Below are 21,189 nucleotides of genomic sequence, written 5' to 3'. Positions count from 1 at the left end.
GGCCGGTTTATCAACCGGCCTTTTTTATCGCCAATTTTACGGCTATACGCATAAGGAGTGCCCAGCGACTCACACTCGCACCCCCCTCTGCTTGCTTTTTGTGCCCCCGACGGGTTCAATCTGCACAAAAAAATGGATGCACACACCTATGTCACTGAGCAAACAGCTGCTGATCGTCGACGACGATCAGGAAATCCGTGAGCTGCTCAACGAGTACCTGACCCGCGCCGGGTTCGAGGTGCTCACCGCCGCCGAGGGCAACGAGATGCGTCGCCAGCTGGCCCAGCACAGCCCGGATCTCATTATCCTCGATATCATGATGCCGGGGGACGATGGCTTCACCCTGTGCCAACAGATCCGCCGCGACTCCCAGGTCCCCATCATCATGCTGACCGCCGCCTCCGACGAGACCGACAGGGTCATCGGCCTGGAGCTGGGTGCCGACGACTACATCGCCAAGCCATTCAGCCCGCGCGAGTTGCAGGCCCGCATCAAGGCGCTGCTACGCCGGGCCGAGTTCCGCCAGCCCGAGGTCAAGGAGAAGGAGCTGCCGCGCCGGCTGCGCTTCGCCGAGTGGACCCTGGACACCCTGAGCCACCAACTCACCCACGAGGATGGCAGCAAGCTCGATCTGTCGGGCAGCGACTTCATGCTGCTGGCCATGTTCCTGCAGCAGCCGGGGGCCGTGCTCGACCGCGATACCATCTCCGACGCCACCCGTGGCCGCGAGAGCCTGCCCATGGAGCGCGGCATCGACGTGCAGATCAGCCGACTGCGCCAGAAACTGGGCGACAACGGCAAGAGCCCGCGCATCATCAAGACCATTCGTGGCAGCGGCTATATGCTGATCGCCGAGGTGTTCGAGGACGCATGAACGCCAAACGGTGGTGGTCTCCTTTGGTACCGCGCTCCCTGCTGTCGCGCATGCTGCTGCTCCTGCTGCTGGCGATCCTGCTCTCCCAGACCATCCTCACCGGGATCTGGATGCAGCAGATCCAGAAGCGGGAGCTGGAGGGAATGCTCAGCACCACCCGCAACCTGGCCATGTCGGCAGCCTCCACCGTCAGCTTCTTCAAGTCGCTCCCCCTGCAGTACCGGCATATAGCGCTGGATCAGCTGCGCAACATGGGGGGCAGCCGCTTTTTCGTGTCGCTCAACGAGGAGGAGATCCGGGTCAACTCCATCCCCGACAGCGAGCGCAAGGCCGTCGTGCTCGGCGAGCTGCGCACCATACTGGACAGCAAGCTCACCGATACCATGGATATCAAGGTGGACTTCTCCCGCCCCGAGGAGCTGCACGTCTTCAACAACGATACCCTGCTGGCGGATCTCCCCTCCTCCTGGGCTCGCTACACCCTGTCGCTGGAGCCCATCAATCCACCGGTGCTGGTGATTCAGATCGAGATCAAGGAGGGGGAGTGGCTCTATCTGGCGGCCCTGCTGCCGGCCCCCTACATGACCCTGGACGACACCGTCATGCCCGCCAACCAGGTGCGCTTCATCGCCCTGATGACGGTCTTTCTCTGCTTCTTCACCTTCCTGCTGGTGCGCTGGCAGACCCGCCCCCTGCGCCGCCTCGCCAAGGCGGCCGCCAACCTGGGCAAGGACATCGACCAACCCTCCCTCAAGGAGGAGGGGGCCTCCGAGATAGTGGCGGCCACCCGGGCCTTCAACATCATGCAGCACCGGATCCGGCGCTATATCGACGATAGAGAGCGACTGTTCAGCTCCATATCTCACGATCTCAAGACCCCCATCACCCGACTGCGGCTGCGGGTCGAACTGCTCGACGACGAGGTGCAGATCACCAAGTTCAGCAAAGACCTCGACGAGCTGGAGCTGATGGTGAAGGGGGCACTGCAGACGGTGAAAGACACCGATATCCACGAGAACATCGAGCAGATCGACATCGACGGCATGCTCGATCAGCTGGCCGAGAGCCTTAACCTGCGCGAGGAGCGGCTCACCATAGAGGGACGCTGCAAACACGGCTACCGGGGCAAACCCCTGGCCCTCAAGCGCTGCATCGCCAACCTGATCGACAACGGCATCAAGTACGGCAAGAAGGTGCGCATCATCATCTTCGACGACGACGAGATGCTGATCCTCTTCATCATGGATGAGGGCCCCGGCCTGCCCGAGGAGCAGCTCGAACACATCTTCGAGCCCTACTACCGCTTCGATACCGAGCAACCGGGCAATGGCCTGGGGCTCGGCATCGCCCGCAACATAGCCCACGCCCACGGGGGCGATCTGGTGCTGGAAAATCGTCCCAACGGTGGCCTGCAGGCCACCCTCTCCCTGCCGCGACAATGATCATGAAGACGACCCTCACCCCCCTGCTGTGTGCCCTGCTCTCCCCCGTCGCCCTCGCCTCCCAGGTGGAGGTGCAGCACTGGTGGACATCGGGAGGCGAGGCGCGCGCCGTCGAGGTGCTCAAGTCCATGTGGAAGGCCGAGGGAAACCAGTGGCAGGACTTCGCCATCCAGGGGGGCGGTGGCAAGAGCGCCATGACGGTGCTCAAGAGTCGGGCCCTGGCGGCCAATCCGCCACAGGCCGCCCACCTCAAGGGGATAGAGCTGCGCGAGTGGGCCGGTCTTGGCTTCTTGCGCGACCTAGACCCCATGGCCGAACACTTGGGCTGGTATCAGGCCATGCCACCCGTGGTGCGCCAGACCCTGAGCCCGGGCGGCCAGCTGGTGGCGGTGCCCACCGGCATCCACAGGGTGAACTGGCTCTGGATCAACCACCGCCTCTTCGCCGCCCAGGGGCTCGCCGTGCCCGAGAGCTGGGGCGAGCTGGTCAGGGTGGCAGAGCAACTGAAGGAGAAGGGGATCACCCCGCTGGCCATCGGCAACGAACCCTGGCAACTGGCGGTACTGTTTGAATCGGTCGCCCTCGGCGAAGGGGGAGCGGACTTCTACCGCAAGGCCTTCCTCCAGCTCGACTCGGCAACCCTGACCGGACCCGAGATGATCCGGGTACTCAACCGCTTTCGCCAGCTGAGGGCCTTCGTCCCCTCCAGCTTCGTGACCCTCAAGTGGCATCAGGCCACCAACCTGCTGGAGACCGGTGGTGCCGCCATGCAGGTGATGGGAGACTGGGTGAAGGGAGAGCTGAGCGCCGGCAACTACCGCCCCGGCGAAGATATCCTCTGTCAGCCGGCCCCGGGCAGTCAGGGGCTCTTCAGCTACAACATCGACTCCATTGCCATGTTCAAGGTGCGCGATCCGGCACAGCTGCAGGCCCAGAGCGAACTGGCCGAGCTCATCATGCGCCCGGCGTTCCAGGCCCGCTTCAACCAGGCCAAGGGGTCGATCCCGGCGCTGGAGAAGGTGCCCATGCAGGGGTTCGACCGCTGTGCCATCCGCTCTCACCAGGATTTCCGGCAGGCGCAGCAGGAGGGCACCCTGCTTCCCAGCATCGCCGAGGGGATGGCCCTGCCCACCCCTCTGCAACAGGCCCTGATGGACGTGCTCTCCGCCTTCTTCAACGACCCGGCCGGTGATGCTGCGGCCACCGCCGCACGCCTCGGTCGCCTCATCCATTCGGCCAAGGGTTAATAAGCCCCTCTTCCCTGCGGCCACCAGCCGGGTATGCTGTCAGCAGACCGACCCCGAGATGGTGGCCCCATGCAACGCATCCTGTTTGTTGAAGACGACCCCGATATCGGTCAGCTGATCGCCGGCTGGCTCTCCCGTCACGAGATGGAGGTGATCCTCGAGCCACGCGGGGATCGGGCCCTGGCCAGAGTCGAGGAGGTGCAGCCCGACCTGGTGCTGCTCGACATCATGCTGCCCGGCTGCGACGGCCTCTCCCTGTGCCGGGACCTGCGCCCCCGCTTTGCCGGCCCTATCGTCATGCTCACCTCACTCGACAGCGACATGAACCAGATCCTGAGCCTGGAGCTGGGGGCCAACGACTACATCCTCAAGACCACGCCGCCCCCCGTGTTGCTGGCACGACTGAGGGTGCAGTTTCGCCAGCAGCAGAGGGCGCCGCAGGCACAGGCCCCCGTCACAGCCCCCCAACGGCTGCAACTGGGTGGCCTGACCATCGATGGTCAGGCCCGCTCCGTGACCCTGGACGGGGTGAGCGTCTCCCTCTCCACCAGCGACTTCGATCTCCTCTGGGAGTTGGCCTGCCACGCCGGGCAAATCATGGGACGCGACGCCCTGTTTCGTCGCCTGCGTGGCCGCGACTACGACGGGCTGGATCGCAGCATGGATGTGGCCATCTCCCGCTTGCGCCGCAAGCTGGGGGACGATCCGGCCGACCCGACCCGCATCAAGACGGTACGCCAGCGTGGCTATCTGCTGGTGCCCCAGGCCTGGGAGTGAGCCATGCGCCGCCTGTTTATCCAGTTCTACCTGCTGGTGATGGCCTGCTTCATGGTCGCGGTGCTGCTGGTCGGCCTCATCTACCAGCACACCACGGAGCGCGCCGGCAACCGCTATCTGGAGCGCCTGATGCAAGGCTCCCTCGCCCTGCTCACCAACGAGCTCTCCCGCACCCCGCCCTCGCTCTGGTCCGAGCGACTGAGGGAGCAGTCCCGCCAGCTCAAGCTGCCCCTGCGTCTCGATCCCCTGGCCAGCCAGCCCCTCGACAGTGAGGACCTGGCCCTGCTGCAGGGAGGGGAGCTGCTCATCGTCGAGGAGGATGACACCTTCCGCCAGCGCATTCCCGGCAGCGAGCAGGTGCTGATCGTCGGTCCCGTCCCCTACCTCTCCTATCTGCACGAGTTGCACTGGCTCGACATCGGCCTGTTGCTGCTGCTCGGCCTCTCCCTGGCCCTGCCCATTCTGATTTGGCTGCGCCCCCACTGGCGCGGGCTGCTCACCCTGGAGCAGACCGCACGCCGCCTGGGAAATGGTGAGCTGGATGCCCGCAGCCGCCTGCCCGCCGGCAGCAGCCTGGCGCGCATGGGCCAGACCCTGGACCGCATGGGCGAACAGCTGGAGGCGCTGATCAATGGCAAGAAGCAGCTCACCGACGCCATTGCCCACGAGCTGCGCACCCCTCTGGTGCGGCTGCACTATCGCCTCGCCATGCTCGAGCCACCGCCCCCCGAGGCGGATCGGCTGGCCCTGGAGCGGGACCTGGCCGCACTCGACACCCTGATCGACGAGATGCTCACCTACGCCCGTCTCGATCGCCCCGAGATGCCCCTGCAACCGGTCGAGCTGGAGCTCGGCGCCTGGGCCCGGCGCCATCTGGTGGACTGGCAGACCCTCTGCCCCCACAAGCCGATCACCCTGACGAGCCCGAGCGACCCCCTTCCCTGGCATGGGGACGAACGACTGTTGACCCGGGCGGTGGAGAACCTGGTGCGCAATGCCCAGCGCCACGCCAGAGAGGCGGTGCAACTGCACCTCTGTCTGACCCCGGAAGCCTGCCTGATTGAGGTGCAAGACGATGGTCCCGGCATCCCCATGGCGCAGGCGGGCCGCATCTTCGAGCCCTTCGTGCGCCTCGACGAGAGCCGCGATCGTCGCACCGGGGGCACCGGATTGGGACTCGCCATCGTGCGCAGCATAGCCCGCCACCACGGGGGCGAGGTGCACCTGGAAGAGAGCACGACGGGGGCCCTGTTTCGCCTCACTCTGCCGCGCACCTGAAGCGCGGACAACAAAAAGGGCCGCGGATGCGGCCCTTCTTCACGGGAGCGAACTCAACCCAGCATGTAGTCGGCCGGCAGCTCGATACGTGCCACACCGGACTCCACGGCGGCCAGGGCCACGGCGCGGGCAACCCGCGGCAGCAGACGGGCGTCCATGGGTTTGGGGATCACATAGTCGCGGCCAAACTCGAGGGCATCGACCCCGGCGGCACGCAGCACCTCGGCCGGTACCGGCTCCTTGGCCAGGGCGCGAATGGCATCGACCGCAGCCACCTTCATGGCATCGTTGATGCAGCTGGCGCGCGCGTCCAGGGCTCCGCGGAAGATGAAGGGGAAACAGAGCACATTGTTGATCTGGTTCGGGTAGTCGGAACGACCCGTACCCATGATGAGGTCATCGCGCACCGACTGCGCCAGCTCGGGTCTGATCTCGGGATCCGGGTTGGAGCAGGCGAAGATGACCGGGTTCGGCGCCATCAGGGCCACCGCCTCGGCCGGCAGCACATCCGGGCCGGAGACACCGACGAAGACATCGGCGCCCTTGATCGCCTCCTCGAGGGTGCGCATGTCGGTGTTGTTGGCAAACAACTTCTTGTACTCGTTGAGATCGTCACGACGGGTGTGGATCACGCCCTTGCGGTCGAGCATGTAGATCTTCTCGCGCATGGCACCGCACTTGATCAGCAACTCCATGCAGGCGATGGCGGCGGCACCGGCCCCCATGCAGACGATGCGGCTCTCCTCGATGCGCTTGCCCTGGATCTCGAGGGCATTGAGCAGGCCGGCGGCGGTGACGATGGCGGTGCCGTGCTGATCATCGTGGAACACAGGCACGCTGCAGCGCTCGATCAAGGCCTGCTCGATGGCGAAGCACTCGGGGGCCTTGATGTCTTCCAGGTTGATACCACCGAAGGTGTCGGCGATGGCAGCCACCGTGTTGATGAACTCTTCGTTGGTGCGGTGCTTCACCTCGATGTCGATGGCATCGATGCCGGCGAAGCGCTTGAACAGCAGGGCCTTGCCCTCCATCACCGGCTTGGAGGCGAGCGGCCCCAGATTGCCCAGCCCCAGGATGGCGGTGCCGTTGGAGATGACCGCCACCAGGTTACCCTTGGCGGTGTACTTGTAGGCATCATCCGGGTTGGCGGCGATCTCGCGCACCGGTTCGGCCACGCCCGGGCTGTAGGCCAGGGCCAGATCGCGGGCAGTCTCCGCCGGCTTGGTGAGTTCGATGGCGATCTTCCCGGGGACGGGAAGGGCGTGGTAGTCGAGAGCCTGTTGGCGCAGATCGGACATGGGATACCCCGATACGGTTGTTCACGTCATGATGATGGACTCCCCGCTTCAGGCGGGGGGAAATGATCATAAAGAAAAGGGGGGCCCTTTCCCAGAGGATAATATGGTTTAAAACGCTGGACGGAGCAGATGACCAGCGATTTCCACCACGCAAGAATACCAAGTTAGAGGTATATTTCAGTCCATCACCGGAATGCCGCTGTCGGCCTCCGCCTCACGCACGATCGCCTCCGTCATCCCCTGAAAGATAAAGAGGTGGAACGGCAGCATGGCGAGCCAGTAGCCGAGCCCCCAGGCCCCCTGAGGGTGCCAGTGAGCCGTCACCGTGAGGCGGGTCAACCCCGACTCCTCGGGCACGATAAGGAACTCGAGGCGCCCCACCCCCGGTGCCCGCATGTTAAACAACAGATCGAGCCGCCGTCCCTCCTCCACCCCCAGGATCTCCCAGGAGTCGATCCGATCGCCCTTGTTGAAACGGGTCGGATCGCTGCGGCCGTACTGGCGCGCCGGGCCCCCTATCAGGTGATCCATCCACTCGCGCACGCTCCACAGGCTGTTCATGTAGAAGTAGCGTCGCTCACCACCGAGCCCCTGCAACACCTGCCACAGGGCCTCGGGCGGGGCGAGGGAGAGGGCGGTGCCGCTCGCGGTGCGGTCATAGAAGCCGTACTCGGGGTGACGCCAGCGCAGACCGAGGGGGGTCTCCTCCCCGTGCTGCTCGGCCCCCAGTCGCTGCTCCAGGGTAAGGGCCTCGGCCAGCGCCTCGTCAAAATCGAGCAGGCGCTGGGGCAACAGGGCACGCAGCGGTCCGTCGTCGGCCGGGATGTCGTGCTTGAGCCCCCCCACCAGGGCCTTGGCGACCGGCTGGGGCACAGAGGTGGCAAACTGCAGCCACCAGGCCGACAGACGCGGGGTAAGCCAGGGGATGGGAAGGATGGGGCAGCGCTTGCCAATGTGGGCCGCGAAGCGCTCGAGCTGCTGCTGGTAGCTGAGCAGCTCGGGACCGGCGGCGTTGAGAATCCCCCCCTCGACCCCCTCGGCCTCCACCAGCCCCCCCAGGTAGTGAAGCAGGTTGGAGAGGGCGATGGGGGGCGTGCGCGAGCGCACCCACTTGGGTGTCACCATCATAGGCAGGTTGAACACCAGATCGCGCATCACCTCGAAGGCGGCCGAGCCCGGGCCTATGATGATGCCGGCGCGCAGCTCCACGGTCGGCACACCGGCGGCCCGAAACAGTTCACCACAGTGACGACGGGAGTTGAGATGACGGCTCTCGCACGCCTCGGGCTGGATCGCCCCCAGATAGATGAGACGGCGCACCCCGGCGGCGCGGGCGGCGGCGGCGAAGTTCTTCACCCCCTGCTGCTCGAGACGGTGGAAGCCGGCCCCGGCGCCCATGGCGTGCACCAGATAGAAGACGGTATCTATGCCCTCCAGGGCCGGCCCCAGGGTGGCGGGCCTGAGGCTGTCGGCGAGGCGAAACCCGACCCCTTCCGGCAACCGGCAGGGGCGCCGGGCGGCGGCCACCACTTCATAACCCTGTGCCTGCAGATAAGGCACCAGATAGGAGCCCACATAGCCGGCGGCTCCCATGACCAGACAGCGTCGCATCCCTGCTCTCCTTCTCGACTCCTCGCCCCACCTTAGGGGAAAGCCGGGCACAAAAAAAGCGCCCAATGGGCGCTTTTCTTCAAGCTTTCGGACTCGATTACTTCTTGGCAGTCAGAGAACCGAAACGCTTGTTGAACTTGTCTACGCGGCCGCCGCTAGAAACTTCTTTCTGCTTGCCGGTGTAGAAGGGGTGGCACTCGGAGCACACGTCCAGGTTCAGATCCTTGGAGACGGTGGAGCGAGTCTTGATGATGTTACCGCAAGAGCACTTGGCGGTGATTTCAACGTATTCCGGATGGATACCAGCTTTCATGGACAACCTCAAAGATATAGGCCGTGTCGCCATCCGAGCCTTGGGTCGGACACCACACGAATATTGAACACAGTTTCAAAGGCAGCGAATAATATAGGAAACGCCTGAGATCAGGCAAGTGGCCCCGCGGAAAAAATAGGCAATCTTTGGTGAATTCCTCCGACAAACTGGATCTGGTTCGTGTCGCCGTGCCGGTGCCCCTGCGCCGTCCTTTCGACTATCTCTGCCCCCTCCCCCTGCCGGCGCCCGGCTGCCGGGTCGAGGTGCCCTTCGGCCCGCAGACCCTGGTGGCGCTGGTGGTCGATCATCCGGCCGAAAGCACCCTGCCCAGGGAGAAGCTCAAGCCGATCAAACGGGTACTCGACGAACGCCCCGTGCTCGGCCCCGATATCCTGGCCCTGATGCAGTGGGGGGCGGGTTACTATCAGTACCCCCTCGGCGAGGTGCTGGCGGTGGCCTTGCCGGTGCTGGTGCGCAAGGGAGAGCCGGCCGCCTACCGGGAGCTGGAGTTCTGGTTCACCACCGAGGCCGGGCACGCCTGCGATCTCAACGAGCTCAGGCGCGCCCCCAAGCAGCAGCAGGCACTGGCCCTGCTGCGCCGGGGACCGCAGACCCCCTCGGCCCTGCGCCAGGAGGAGGTGCAATCCGCCGCGCTCACGGCGCTGGAGAAAAAAGCACTGATAGAGAGGCGCAGCCTGGAGCCCAGCCATCCCACCGACTGGGCCGAACACCTCCACTGCGACGGCGCCCTGCCTCTGAGCACAGAGCAGGCGCTGGCAGTCTCGGCGGTGACCAGCCAACGGGATCGCTTCAACGCCTTCCTGCTGGAGGGGATCACCGGCTCTGGCAAGACCGAGGTGTATTTGAGCATCCTCGAGCCCTTGCTGCGGGAGGGGAAACAGGCACTGGTGATGGTGCCAGAAATAGGCCTCACCCCGCAGACCATCAACCGCTTCAGGCGCCGCTTCAACGTGCCTGTGGTGGCCATGCACTCGGGGATGAACGACCGGGAACGGCTCGACGCCTGGCTCGCCTGCCGTGACGGGGGCGCCGCCATCCTGATTGGCACCCGCTCTACCGTCTTCACCCCGTTCAAGCGTCTCGGCGTCATCATCATCGACGAGGAGCACGACGCCTCGTTCAAGCAGCAGGAGGGCTTTCGCTACCACGCCCGGGATCTCGCCGTGATGCGCGCCCACCGGGCCGGCATCCCGATCCTGCTCGGCTCGGCCACCCCTTCGCTGGAGAGCCTGCACAACGCTCGCGGCGGCAAGTATCACCACCTGCGCCTGACCCGGCGCGCCGGCAACGCCACTACGGCGTGTCAGGTGATCCTCGACATCAAGAGCACCCGGCTGCAGGCGGGCCTCTCGCCCCAGCTGGAGCGGCTGATGGCCGAGCACCTGGCCGCCGGCAATCAGGTGATGCTGTTTCTCAACCGGCGCGGCTACGCGCCGGCCCTGATCTGCCACCAGTGCGGCTGGAGCGCCGCCTGCGAGCGGTGCGACGCCTGGTACACCTGGCACCAGGCCGGGCGACGGCTGCACTGCCATCACTGCGACAGCGTGCGGCCCCTCCCCCCCAGCTGCCCGGAGTGCGGCAGCCATGAGCTGATCGGCTCCGGGGTCGGCACCGAGCAGCTCGAGCAACTGCTGGCAACCCTGTTTCCCCACTATCCGGTGGTACGCATCGACCGGGACAGCACGGCCCGCAAGGGGGAGCTGGAGAGCCACCTGGAGGGGATCCGGAGCGGCCACTACAAGATCCTCATCGGCACCCAGATGCTGGCCAAGGGGCACCATTTCCCCGATGTCACCCTGGTCGGCCTCATCGATGTGGACGGCGCCCTCTTCTCGGCGGATTTTCGCGCCGCCGAGCGCCTCGCCCAGCTCTACACTCAGGTGGCCGGTCGCGCCGGGCGGGCCAGCAAGCCGGGGCTGGTGGTGCTGCAGAGCCACCATCCGGAGCACGCCCTGCTGCAGGATCTGACCCAGAACGGTTACGACCACTTCGCCGATACCGCCCTCAAGGAGCGCCGCCTGCTGAGCCTGCCCCCCTTCAGCCACCAGGCCCTGTTCAAGGCCGAGGCCACCGGCCAGAGCGAGGCACAACACTTCCTGACCCGCCTCGCCGACACCCTGCGCCTGGCCCGCCTGCCGGGGCTGCAGGTGATCGGCCCCCTGAGTGCCACCATGGAGCGCAAGGCGGGCAAGTTCCGGATGCAACTGATGGTGCAGGCCGCCGCCCGTGCCCCCCTGGCCCAGCTGCTGGAGTGGGCCATCGCCGAGCTGGAGGCCTGGCCCGAGACCAAGCGGGTACGCTGGGTGGTGGATGTCGATCCCATCGAGCTGGGGTAAACGAGAAGGGCCCCTTGCGGGGCCCCTCTGTGGGTCAATGCTCTGCCGATCCGGAGTCGCCACCGGGCTCGTCGTGGCGCTCGCGCTGCAGCTCGTCGACACGGGCCTGCCAGCGGTTTTCCGCCTGTTTCTGATGTTGCAACTCCTGCTCATGGCGCAGGGTGTCGATCTCGTGGTCAAGTTTGTCCATCACACTCTCCTTCCCTGAATGGGTGTCAGACTGGCCGACGGGATAACCCCTCACCAGTTTAGACAGCCGGGTCCGGGGATAGGGTCCATCAAAAAAACGATTGATGATTAAACACACAATCTAAAATGCCCATTAGCGTCATGGCCAGGCCCACGATGAAATCAGATGACCGCCTTCCCGGTCTTCTCTTGCGGGCCACCATCAGATGATGCGGGGCTGCTGGCCCACAGCCCCCAAGGAGGTCATCCATGTCCCATCCCGACTGGCATCAGGTGTTGCATTGGGCCAATCAGGGCAATCCCCGGCCCCCCGCCAGGGTCGAACACAGCGACCAGGAGTGGCGTGCCATCCTCACCCCGGAGCAGTACCGGATCACCCGTGAAAAGGGCACCGAACGCCCTCACAGCTCGGCCATGTGCAGCCTGTTTGAACCGGGGCGCTACCACTGCGTCTGCTGCGATACCCCGCTGTTCGATGCCGGCAACAAGTTTGAGAGCCACTCCGGCTGGCCCAGCTTCACCCGGCCCCTGCAAGAGGGGGTGGTGGCCTATCATCAGGATCGCTCCCACGGCATGCACCGCATCGAGGTTACCTGCCAGGTATGTGACGCCCACCTGGGTCATGTCTTTCCCGACGGACCACCGCCATCGGGGCTGCGCTACTGCATCAATGCCGTCGCCCTGAACCGTGCCGATTGAACTCACAGAAGGAGAATCCTATGCATCATCACGAGACCGCCATCCTGGCCGGAGGCTGCTTCTGGGGCATGCAGGAGCTGCTGCGCCACCATCCCGGGGTCATCTCGACCCGGGTCGGCTACAGTGGCGGCGAGGTGGAGCACGCCACCTACCGCCACCATGGTGACCACGCCGAGGCGATCGAGGTCATCTTCGATCCCGACCGGCTCAGCTACCGGGAGCTGCTTGCCTTCTTCTTCCAGATCCACGACCCCACCACCCGGGATCGTCAAGGTAACGACCGGGGCCGATCTTACCGCTCGGCCATCTACACCCTGAGCGAGGAGCAGGCCCTCGAGGCGCGCGAGACCATCGCCGACGTGGAGGCAAGCGGCCTCTGGCCGGGCCCGGTCGTGACCGAGGTGCTGCCCGCGGGCCCCTTCTGGGAGGCCGAGCCGGAGCATCAGGACTATTTGCAACGCTACCCGGAGGGTTATACCTGCCACTGGGTCAGGCCCGGCTGGGTACTGCCCCGTCGCCATCGATAACCCATGCCCGTCGACTGGCCTCTTGCCCCGTCGATGGGCTAACTTCCTCTAACGGATCGTCGATCCGATTTGTCACTCACGCCGTATAGAGTGGAGCCGTCCCCCCCATAAGGAGCCGTGCCCGTGACCCTTGCCCAACCTCTGCGTGCCGAGACCACCGGCCTGCCAAACCCGACCCGCACCCCCTACCTGCGGGGTGAGAACCCGGAGCAGAAGCGCCAGGAGCTGCTGGAGTACTTCACCCGAACCTTCGATCTCTACGACAGCCTGTTCGACTGCCTGGCCGACGAACGCGCCTGGTTTACCAAGGCCATCAACCTGCGCCATCCGCTCATCTTCTACTACGGCCACACCGCCGCCTTCTTCATCAACAAGCTGCTGGCCGGCCGCCTCATCGACGAGCGCATCGACCCCCCCATCGAAGCCATGGTGGCCATCGGCGTGGACGAGATGAGCTGGGACGACCTGGACGAACGCAACTACGACTGGCCGAGCGTGGGCGAGTTGCGCCGCTATCGCGCCCGGGTACGCGAGCGGGTGACTCGCTTCATCGCGCAGATGCCGCTTACCCTGCCCATCGATTGGGAGAGCCCGGCCTGGGCCATCCTGATGGGCATCGAACATGAGCGCATCCACCTCGAAACCTCGAGCGTGCTGATCCGCCAACTGCCGTTGGCCTGGGTACGCCCGCAACCCCACTGGCCCGCCTGCCCCCATGCCCGGCACGATCGCACCAGCGTGCCGGCCAACTCCCTGCAGGCGGTGGCCGGCGGCGAGGTGCGTCTCGGCAAGCAGGACGACACCTACGGCTGGGACAACGAATATGGCGAGCGGCGGGTCACCCTGGCCCCCTTCCAGGCGAGCCGGCTGCTGGTCAGCAATGCCGAGTTCTTCGAGTTTGTCGCCGCCGGCGGCTACGCCGAGCGCCGCTTCTGGGATGACGAGGGGTGGGGCTGGCGCGAATTCGCCCGTGCCGCCATGCCCACCTTCTGGGTCGGTGATCCGGGCGAACCCGATGCCCTGCGACTGAGGCTGATGACAGAGGAAGTGCCCATGCCATGGGACTGGCCGGTGGAGGTGAACCAGCTCGAGGCCGCCGCCTTCTGCCGCTGGAAGAGCGAGGCCACGGGTCTGCCGGTACAGCTGCCGAGCGAGGCCGAGTGGATGCACCTGCGTAGCCGCATCCCGGTGGATCAGCCGAACTGGCCCCGAGCCCCCGGCAACATCAACCTGGAGCAGTGGGCCTCCTCCTGCCCGGTCGATCATTTCGAGCAGGGGGCCTTCTGCGATCTGGTGGGCAACGTCTGGCAGTGGACCGGCACCCCCATCGACGGCTTCGAAGGGTTCAGGGTGCACCCCCTCTATGACGACTTCTCCACCCCCACCTTCGACGGCAAGCATACCCTGATGAAGGGGGGCAGCTGGATCAGCACCGGCAACGAGGCTATCGCCGCCTCGCGCTATGCGTTTCGTCGCCACTTCTTCCAGCACGCCGGCTTTCGCTATCTGGTGTCGCGCCATCAGGAGCAGAGACGGGTCAACCCCTACGAGACCGACACCCTGGTGGCCCAGTATCTCGACTTCCACTATGGACCGACCCACTTCGGGGTGCCCAACTACGGCCAGACCCTGGCCGGGCTGGCGGCCGAGCTCGCCCCCCATCACCAGCGGGCGCTCGACATCGGCTGCGCCGTGGGCCGTGCCAGCTTCGAGATGGCCCGCCACTTCCAGCACGTGGACGGGGTGGACTACTCGGCCCGCTTTATCGACGTGGCCCTGGCCATGACCCGGCAGGAGGGATTCCGTTACGCCGTGCCGCTGGAGGGGGAGCTGGTGGAGTATCGGGAGGCAAGGCTGTCCGATCACGATCTGGGTCCGGAGCAGGCGGCACGCATTCATTTCAGCCAGGGGGACGCCTGCAACCTCAAGCCCAAGTACGATCACTACGATCTGGTGCTGGCCTCGAATCTGATCGACCGGCTGCGCGAGCCCGCCCGCTTCCTGCAAGACATAGGCCGGCGCCTGCGCCCGGGCGGCATCTTGCTGCTCACCAGCCCCTACACCTGGCTCGAGGAGTACACCCCCAAGGGCAACTGGCTCGGCGGTGTGCGGGAGAACGGCGAGGCGCTGACCACCCATCAGGCCCTGCAACGGCTGCTGGCGACGGAGTTCGAAGAGGTGGGCACGCCGCGCGACCTGCCGTTCGTGATCCGCGAGACGGCCCGCAAGTACCAGCATACGGTGGCCCAGCTCACGGTCTGGCGCAGACGCAGTTAACGACGAGGGGCCGGCAGGCCCCTCTCCTTGTCCGCAAGCTGGAACGGTTATTGCTCTGACCACGCCGACGCAGTGACGAGGAGGATGAGTGATGAACCTGGGTGCGGTGCAATTTGGCTTGCTACAGCCCTCACTGACGGCTCGTCAGGGCACGGAGCCGTTTCGAGAGGCGCAGCGGCAGAGGCAAGGACTTGCCGAAGAGAGGGTGACCCTGAACGGAGGCAGCCGTGAGCCCTCCCCCACCTATGCCAATCCAGGACGTGCCCGCAAGGAGCCGGAGCAGAGCCTGACCCGGGTAGCCTGGGACAACCTGCTGGCCCAGCGGGTAGGCCTTAGCAAGGAGAAGCTCGACCGGCTCGAGCAGAGGAAGAAAGAGATCGCCGAAGACCCGACCCTCTCCGATGAAGAGAAGCAGAAGCTGCTGGAGGATCTCGACAAGCAGAGAGAGGAGCTTATCCAGGAGGCCGCCGAGCGACGCCGGCAGCGCGGAGATGAAGAGCGCCAGTCCAACCCCGTCCCCGGCAATCCACTCTGACCTCTATGGTCAGAGGGCGGCAACCCTTGCCGCCCCCTCACCCGCACTCAGTAGCTGAGCATGGTCACATCCTGGCAATGTCCGGCTTCATTCCAGACCGGTGCAGGCGTAGCCTAGTCGGGCAGTGTACGTTTCTTGCCCAATCAATACTCCCGCCTGCTGCCAACTGGCCAGGGTCTGTGGCCATGGGGGTGGACCGGGAATCGATGCCAAGGAGGCATGATGCTATCCCAATTGGCGGCGTTGGCTGCCCTGATCGGTCTGTTGCTGGCCCTGGTGGGCCTGTTTCGCCCCACCCTGCTGGGGCTGCGTAGTGGAATGAACGCCTGCTTTGCCGGCCTCTATGGTGCCGCCGTACTGTTCGGCCTCTCCGGTCTCGGCGGCCCCCCTCTCGTCACCTTTGCCCTGCTCACCGGGCTCTCTCTACTCCATGCCGCTCTGCTATTGATGGGCAGGGCCCGGGTCGTTCACCGCATGAGCAAGGTAGAGCGCACCCTGGCCAAGCAGGCCCCGCCCGGCCTGGCCAGCGCCCTGGTGGCAACCCTGCTGGTGGCCTCTCTGGTCGGCGTCTGGGTCTCACGCTAGCCAGGCACCAATAAAAAACGGACACCCTGGGGTGTCCGTTAACAAGCTTGTTAACACGGCAACGATCCATCATCACAGCTGGAATGAGGCACCGAAACCATGCCCCCTTGAAACCAGTCACCCAAAATGACAAGGGGGTGGCACGCTGGCCACCCCCTTTCCTGCTACGACTCAACTTTTATTAGTGTAGTGACCAGACAACGATCATCATGCTTGTTGGATAAGCTTCTCAAAGAAGGTATTGAACTCCAGTGTTTTACCTTGCATGAGCAATTCAGTGGACATCAGGTTAGGAGCCATCACAATCGCCAGGTTGGACGCAGTCATATGGTTCTCACCCTGATATTTAGCAACCTCTTTGGCAAGCATGATGGCATCCTGAGCCATCTCGGGCAGATCGCTAACCAAAGGCAGCTGATTATTATTTTGATAGTCCAAGAAGGTTTGTTCAAAAGCCTTCATATCTGCCGGAGAACAATGCTCACGAATATTCTTCTTAAACAGTGCCGCGAGCTCAACACCGGTGGCATCCTGCAAATCCTTCTTGCCAGCAGAGAGCAGATCAAGCTCTGTCTTTGCAGCAGAAATTCTCATGATTCCTTCAGTTTTTAGAAAATCATGATTCTGAAGAAAGATACCCATGATTTCTTTATTCTGGGCGACGACAGCTGCGTGCTTGTCCATCACTGGCGCTGCAGCGATCTCTATCGAGCCCTTTGTAGGTTCCGATGCCTTACTGAAGAAGTTAATGAATGCATCTCGAACACTGTTAAAGAAGTCCTTCACTGAAGACAGAAATGACTTTCTTCCCTCACCCACATGTTTGGCATCACACGAGGTTTCTACAACGCTAATGGTATGCATTTGGTTGCCGAGCTCAACATTGGCCACTCCTGCGGGGCTCTTCTCGCCCTTTAACTTCTCAGTCAGCTCCTGATGAACCTGGGGTGGCAGTATCTGAACCTGTGATGCAATGCTTGGCATGTCATAAATCCTTTAATAAAGTACTTTTCACTATTACTCATTGAAAAATATGGAATCCAATTAGCAGCGGATCCCGATATGCGGCGCCTTAATATCTAACGCCACAGAATCATTTCTCTGCTCGCCCTGAGCCATCAGGGTCTCAATCATATTATTGGCTGCCATCATTGCCTCCAACTGGGGAAGTACATTTTCATTACCAATTTCGCATACTTTCTGCCTGTTCCATATAAGGAATTTCTTGGCATTGACATCATACGCAAATACGGGTGAGTACTCCTCGTCGGAAAAATGATTCAAATTCATAATTCCGACAAGAGCCCTATCGACAATGTCACCCTCATTACCCACCAGAGAGTAGATAGTCAAATATCTCTCAGCATGGACTTTGAAATGATAAGTAAAGCGACCAATCTCAAGCGAGAACACATCGCGATTACCCATATCATCTGGAAGAGGAATTCCTAACTTACTCAGTAAAACTTGTAAATAACCTTCCAGCGTTAACATAACTACGACACCCAAAAACCTATAGAATCAGATGGCGCACATCTTATCGAGGCACCCATGCTGAAAATATAAGATATGGTCCTGATTTGTTAGCTCACAGGCGGCCCATGCCGAGGTTGCTACCCATCAGCCCGCAGCCAAGAACGCATCAGCCTGCAAGATATACCAAAGCAAAGAGAGGAGCCCTTGGGCTCCTCTCTGCTGATAAGGGCCTAGCCCGCTCTCGCCGGTCTGTTGCTGGCCTGCGCCCTGACGGCCTGACGCCGTTCGAAACGGGAGATCCACCAGTAGGCGAGGACCGAGAAGAGGGCGGTCATAAAGACGTTGATAAAGAAGGCGCGCATCAGATCGACTCCGGGCGGGAAGGCCGAGGCGGTCATGCTCACCACGAAGATGACGATCAACACAGAGACCACGCCCATCCCCACCTTGCGCGACCCCATGCGGAAGTCGCGGGGGGTGTCGTCATGTTTCCAGCGGAACACGAAGTAAGCCACCATGATGAAGATCGGCGGCAGCATGGCAGTCCCTGCAGTGAGATTGATGGCGGTGTTCATCATCTGTTGCACAGACTCGGAGCCAAAGCCGTTGACCACCAACATGGCGAAGACGAAGGCGAACTGCCACCAGGCGGCACGCACCGGCACCCCGTGCTCGTTGAGCTCAGTGGTCTTCTCCCCGTAGACTCCCTTGGGGATCTCGGAGAAGTGGATCTTCACCGGCGCCGAGGTCCACATCATCATGGAGCCGAACATGGCGATGAAGAGCACTATGCCCACGAAGCGACCCACCAGGGTCTCGGAGAGCTGGAAGTAGTGGGCCATGCCGGTGAAGATCTCCACCATGCCGCCGGCATAGGTGAGACTCTCGCGCGGCACGAACACATTCACCAGCAGAGAACCGATGGCATACATGGCACCGATGATGATACCTGCCGTGATGATCACCTTGACGAAAGACTTGTGCCCCCCCTTCACATCGTTGAGGTAGGCGGCGGCCGTCTCGGCTCCGCCGGCGGCCTGGAAGATCCAGCACATGATGCCCAGGGTGGCCCAGTTGACGGTGGGCGTCATGGCCGCCAGGGAGATGGGCTGGGCCGGCACATGGTCACCGCCGAGCGCCAGCAGGGCCCCCAGCACATAGATGGCAAACAGGGCAAACACGCCGTAGGCCACCAGCCCGGCAATCTTGCCGAGCCAGCTCGCCCCCTTGGTGGAGATATGAGTCGCCGCCGCGAAGAGCACGATGGAGATGACCGAGGTCAGCATGGGAGAGAAGCTGTACTCGTAGCCCAGCATGGCGTAGGAGGCATAGGCGATGACGTTGGGCAGCAGGGAGACAAACCAGAACAGGTTCACGAACCAGTAGAGAAACGAACCCAGATAGGCCATCCGGGTACCGAGCGGTTTCTTGAGCCAGTCGTACATGCCCGATTCCGAGCTTTTGTTGGCCGAGACGAACTCGGCGATGATGAAGACGAAGGGGATAAAGTAGACGACGGTCGCCAGCATGAAGATGGGCGCCGAACTGAGCCCCAGTTCGATGTTGTTGTTAACGATGTTGCGCACGTTGAAGACGGCAGCAAAGGTCATGGCCAGCAAGGCGAACTTGCCTATGGTGCCGCGCATGGATTGTGACATGGTTCCTCCTCCGGCGCGCTGCAGCGCGCCTGAGCGTCTCGATTGGGGGGCCAGGCCCCGGTCTGTCGTTCTGTTGTTGTTATCGCTTCACACTATGGGGGTGCCGGCGGGCATGGAGACCCTCGGCTGCAGCAGCACACTCTGGCTCTCGTCCGGCGTCTCGGCACAGAGCAGCATGCACTCGGAGCGCTCGCCGCGCATTCGGGTCGGCTTGAGGTTGGTCACCACCACCACCTCGCTGCCCGCCAGCTCATCCTCGCTGTAGTAGGGGACCAGGCTGGTGACTGTCTGCAGGGGACGCTCGCCACCCACATCGATCTGCACTATGTAGAGCTTGTCGGCGCCCGGATGGCGCACCACCTCCAGCACCCTGCCCACCTTCATCTCGACCCGCTTGAAGTCGGCAAACTCGATCGTCTCGCTCATTCTCTTCTCCTGTTTTGATGTGACGGTGAACGGGTGGCCAACGGCCACCCGGTTTGATAGGGGGAAAGGGGTCGCTCAGGGCGCCTGCATGGAGACCCGGGCCGCCGGCCCGGCCTCTCTCACCCGCGCCTCATGACTCAAGGAGGCCTCGTAACGGTTGTATTTCCACCAGGCGAAGCCGAGGAAGATGACGATCCCGCCGACGTTGTAGAAGAGGATGGTCATGATGTCGGCACCGGTCGGGAAGGTGGAGGCGAGGAAGCCCACCGAGAAGATGGCGATCAGCACCGAGACCACGGCAATGCCGGTGGTGCGCGACCCCATCCTGAACTCCCGCGGCAGGTGATCGAGCTTCAGGCGCAGATTGAGGTAGGCCAGCATGATGAAGAGCGGCGGTAGCATGGAGGCGGCGGCGGTCATGTTGATGACGGTGTTCATCAGATCCTGCGCCGTGTTGGAGCCCAACGTCGGCACCACCATCAGCGGCAGCACGATGAGGTACTGGATCCAGGCCGCGCGGGCGGGCACGCCGTTCTCGTTCAGCTCGACCGTCTTCTGGCCGAAGATGCCGGCCGGGATCTCGGAGAAGAAGATCTTCACCGGGGTGGCGGTCCACATCAGCAGGGAGCCGAACATGGCGGTGAAGGAGACCAGCCCCACGAAGCGGTTCATCAGGATCTCCGGCAGGCCGAAATGAGCCGCCAGCCCCTCGAACACCTGCACCGAGCCGCCGGTAAACTTCAGGGTGTCACTCGGCACGAAGACGTTGATCAACAGCGACGCGATGGAGTAGAGCACACCGATAAAGATGCCGGCGACGATGATCACCTTGACGAAGGATTTGGACCCCCCCTTCACGTCGTTGACGTAGACCGCCACCGACTCGGCCCCCCCGGCAGCCATGAAGATCCAGGTGGTGATGCCGAGGAAGGCCCAGCTGAAGTCGGGGATCATGGCCTCTACCGTGATGGGGTCTGCCGGTTGGACACCGCCCACCAGGGCCGAACCCGCCAGCAGGATGTAGGAGAGGGTCAGCAGCAGCATCAGGGACGAAGTCACCGAGGTGATGGGGCCCAGCATCCTGGCGCCGTTGGTGGAGACATAGGTGGCAAAGGCAAACAGCACCATGCTCAAGCAAGTGGTTGCCACCGGGGTGAGGATGTACTCGTAGCCGAGGAAGGCATAGGAGGCGTAGGCGATGACCCGCGGCAGCAAGGAGGTGAAGAAGAAGAGGTTCACGAACCAGTAGGTGTAGGCGGAGATAAAGGCCCAGCGCCCACCGAGGGAGCTCTTCACCCAGGCGTACACCCCCGCCTCGGAGTTTTTGTTCAGTGACACGAACTCCGCGATGATGAGGCAGAACGGAATGAAGTAAAAAAGGGTGGCCAGGAAGAACATGGGGGCCGAGGCCAGACCGATCTCGATGTTGTTGTTGATGACGTTGTTGAAGCTGAATACCGCCGCGAAGGTAAGCGACAGCAGACCAAACTTGCCGATCGTATTTCGTTTGGAATCAGACATGGTGCATCTCCAGACCTGTAGTTATTGCAGCGAAAGAGCGGGGCATTCGTTGTAGGGTGAGCCCCGCCCTTTCGGCTTTGTCGGTGCAAAACCGGCGGC

The 21,189-nt window shown here is 63.2% G+C and carries 20 protein-coding genes; 11 read left to right on the top strand and 9 right to left on the bottom strand.

What is annotated here, in order from left to right:
* The first annotated feature begins 148 nt into the window (after positions 1-148).
* The 5 genes from BN1133_RS04575 (at position 149) to rstB (ending at position 5,618) form a co-directional block, all read left to right on the top strand.
* A complete protein-coding gene (locus BN1133_RS04575; RefSeq protein WP_050665367.1) occupies positions 149-874 on the top strand; it encodes a response regulator in 726 nt (241 codons plus the stop codon).
* Positions 871-2,316 carry an ATP-binding protein gene (locus tag BN1133_RS04570; protein WP_050665366.1) on the top strand — a complete coding sequence of 482 codons (1,446 nt, stop codon included), beginning with the start codon at positions 871-873 and terminating at the stop codon, positions 2,314-2,316. The genes BN1133_RS04575 and BN1133_RS04570 overlap by 4 nt, the downstream gene beginning before the upstream one ends.
* Positions 2,317-2,318: 2 nt before the next feature.
* Positions 2,319-3,563: an ABC transporter substrate-binding protein gene (locus BN1133_RS04565; RefSeq protein WP_050665365.1), complete on the top strand. Its 1,245-nt coding sequence runs from the start codon at positions 2,319-2,321 to the stop codon at positions 3,561-3,563.
* Positions 3,564-3,632: 69 nt separating this feature from the next.
* Positions 3,633-4,340: a two-component system response regulator RstA gene (gene rstA, locus BN1133_RS04560; protein WP_050665364.1), complete on the top strand. Its 708-nt coding sequence runs from the start codon at positions 3,633-3,635 to the stop codon at positions 4,338-4,340.
* 3 nt (positions 4,341-4,343) lie between these two features.
* Positions 4,344-5,618 carry a two-component system sensor histidine kinase RstB gene (rstB, locus tag BN1133_RS04555; protein ID WP_050665363.1) on the top strand — a complete coding sequence of 425 codons (1,275 nt, stop codon included), beginning with the start codon at positions 4,344-4,346 and terminating at the stop codon, positions 5,616-5,618.
* A 53-nt stretch (positions 5,619-5,671) separates the two neighbouring features.
* On the opposite strand, the gene BN1133_RS04550 is transcribed toward rstB, so the two are convergent.
* The 3 genes from BN1133_RS04550 to rpmE form a co-directional block, all read right to left on the bottom strand.
* The gene (locus tag BN1133_RS04550; RefSeq protein ID WP_050665362.1) at positions 5,672-6,916 is read right to left on the bottom strand and encodes a malic enzyme-like NAD(P)-binding protein; all 1,245 of its coding nucleotides are present in this window, start codon (positions 6,914-6,916) and stop codon (positions 5,672-5,674) included.
* A gap of 177 nt (positions 6,917-7,093) precedes the next feature.
* On the bottom strand, positions 7,094-8,527 hold the full coding sequence (locus tag BN1133_RS04545) for a DUF2867 domain-containing protein (protein ID WP_050665361.1): 1,434 nt from the start codon (positions 8,525-8,527) through the stop codon (positions 7,094-7,096).
* A 97-nt stretch (positions 8,528-8,624) separates the two neighbouring features.
* Entirely contained in the window at positions 8,625-8,840 is a 216-nt protein-coding gene (gene rpmE, locus BN1133_RS04540; RefSeq protein ID WP_050665360.1) for a 50S ribosomal protein L31, read from the bottom strand.
* A 149-nt stretch (positions 8,841-8,989) separates the two neighbouring features.
* On the opposite strand from rpmE, the gene priA reads away from it, so the two are divergent.
* Positions 8,990-11,197: a primosomal protein N' gene (gene priA / locus BN1133_RS04535; RefSeq protein ID WP_082177898.1), complete on the top strand. Its 2,208-nt coding sequence runs from the start codon at positions 8,990-8,992 to the stop codon at positions 11,195-11,197.
* A gap of 34 nt (positions 11,198-11,231) precedes the next feature.
* On the opposite strand, the gene BN1133_RS20255 is transcribed toward priA, so the two are convergent.
* On the bottom strand, positions 11,232-11,387 hold the full coding sequence (locus BN1133_RS20255; protein WP_168929841.1) for a hypothetical protein: 156 nt from the start codon (positions 11,385-11,387) through the stop codon (positions 11,232-11,234).
* Positions 11,388-11,635: 248 nt separating this feature from the next.
* Here BN1133_RS20255 and msrB point away from each other — a divergent pair, with 248 nt between their 5' ends.
* The 5 genes from msrB (at position 11,636) to BN1133_RS04510 (ending at position 16,009) form a co-directional block, all read left to right on the top strand.
* Positions 11,636-12,085 carry a peptide-methionine (R)-S-oxide reductase MsrB gene (msrB, locus tag BN1133_RS04530; protein ID WP_050665359.1) on the top strand — a complete coding sequence of 150 codons (450 nt, stop codon included), beginning with the start codon at positions 11,636-11,638 and terminating at the stop codon, positions 12,083-12,085.
* 20 nt (positions 12,086-12,105) lie between these two features.
* The gene (gene msrA / locus BN1133_RS04525; protein ID WP_050665358.1) at positions 12,106-12,612 is read left to right on the top strand and encodes a peptide-methionine (S)-S-oxide reductase MsrA; all 507 of its coding nucleotides are present in this window, start codon (positions 12,106-12,108) and stop codon (positions 12,610-12,612) included.
* A 123-nt stretch (positions 12,613-12,735) separates the two neighbouring features.
* Positions 12,736-14,889, top strand: coding sequence for a 5-histidylcysteine sulfoxide synthase (ovoA, locus tag BN1133_RS04520; protein WP_050665357.1), 2,154 nt, complete (start codon positions 12,736-12,738; stop codon positions 14,887-14,889).
* A gap of 91 nt (positions 14,890-14,980) precedes the next feature.
* Positions 14,981-15,424 (top strand): hypothetical protein, encoded by a 444-nt coding sequence (locus BN1133_RS04515; protein ID WP_050665356.1) that lies wholly within the window; start codon positions 14,981-14,983, stop codon positions 15,422-15,424.
* A gap of 222 nt (positions 15,425-15,646) precedes the next feature.
* Positions 15,647-16,009 carry a hypothetical protein gene (locus BN1133_RS04510; protein WP_050665355.1) on the top strand — a complete coding sequence of 121 codons (363 nt, stop codon included), beginning with the start codon at positions 15,647-15,649 and terminating at the stop codon, positions 16,007-16,009.
* Between the two features lie 207 nt (positions 16,010-16,216).
* On the opposite strand, the gene BN1133_RS04505 is transcribed toward BN1133_RS04510, so the two are convergent.
* The 5 genes from BN1133_RS04505 to BN1133_RS04485 all read right to left on the bottom strand — a co-directional run bounded on the left by BN1133_RS04505 (position 16,217) and on the right by BN1133_RS04485 (position 21,090).
* Entirely contained in the window at positions 16,217-16,993 is a 777-nt protein-coding gene (locus BN1133_RS04505) for a RhoGAP domain-containing protein (RefSeq protein ID WP_050665354.1), read from the bottom strand.
* Positions 16,994-17,053: 60 nt separating this feature from the next.
* Positions 17,054-17,503, bottom strand: coding sequence for a CesT family type III secretion system chaperone (locus tag BN1133_RS04500; RefSeq protein WP_082177897.1), 450 nt, complete (start codon positions 17,501-17,503; stop codon positions 17,054-17,056).
* 212 nt (positions 17,504-17,715) lie between these two features.
* Complete coding sequence (locus BN1133_RS04495; protein ID WP_050665352.1) at positions 17,716-19,143, bottom strand: amino acid permease; 1,428 nt, start codon at positions 19,141-19,143, stop codon at positions 17,716-17,718.
* An 87-nt stretch (positions 19,144-19,230) separates the two neighbouring features.
* Positions 19,231-19,569 carry a tRNA-binding protein gene (locus BN1133_RS04490; protein WP_050665351.1) on the bottom strand — a complete coding sequence of 113 codons (339 nt, stop codon included), beginning with the start codon at positions 19,567-19,569 and terminating at the stop codon, positions 19,231-19,233.
* A 75-nt stretch (positions 19,570-19,644) separates the two neighbouring features.
* Positions 19,645-21,090 carry an amino acid permease gene (locus tag BN1133_RS04485; RefSeq protein ID WP_050665350.1) on the bottom strand — a complete coding sequence of 482 codons (1,446 nt, stop codon included), beginning with the start codon at positions 21,088-21,090 and terminating at the stop codon, positions 19,645-19,647.
* Between the last annotated feature and the right edge of the window lie 99 nt (positions 21,091-21,189).

Source organism: Aeromonas schubertii (assembly GCF_000820105.1).
Taxonomy (GTDB): domain Bacteria; phylum Pseudomonadota; class Gammaproteobacteria; order Enterobacterales; family Aeromonadaceae; genus Aeromonas; species Aeromonas schubertii.
The sequence above is the reverse complement of the archived record's forward strand: the minus strand, read 5'-3'. Positions and strand labels throughout refer to the sequence as shown.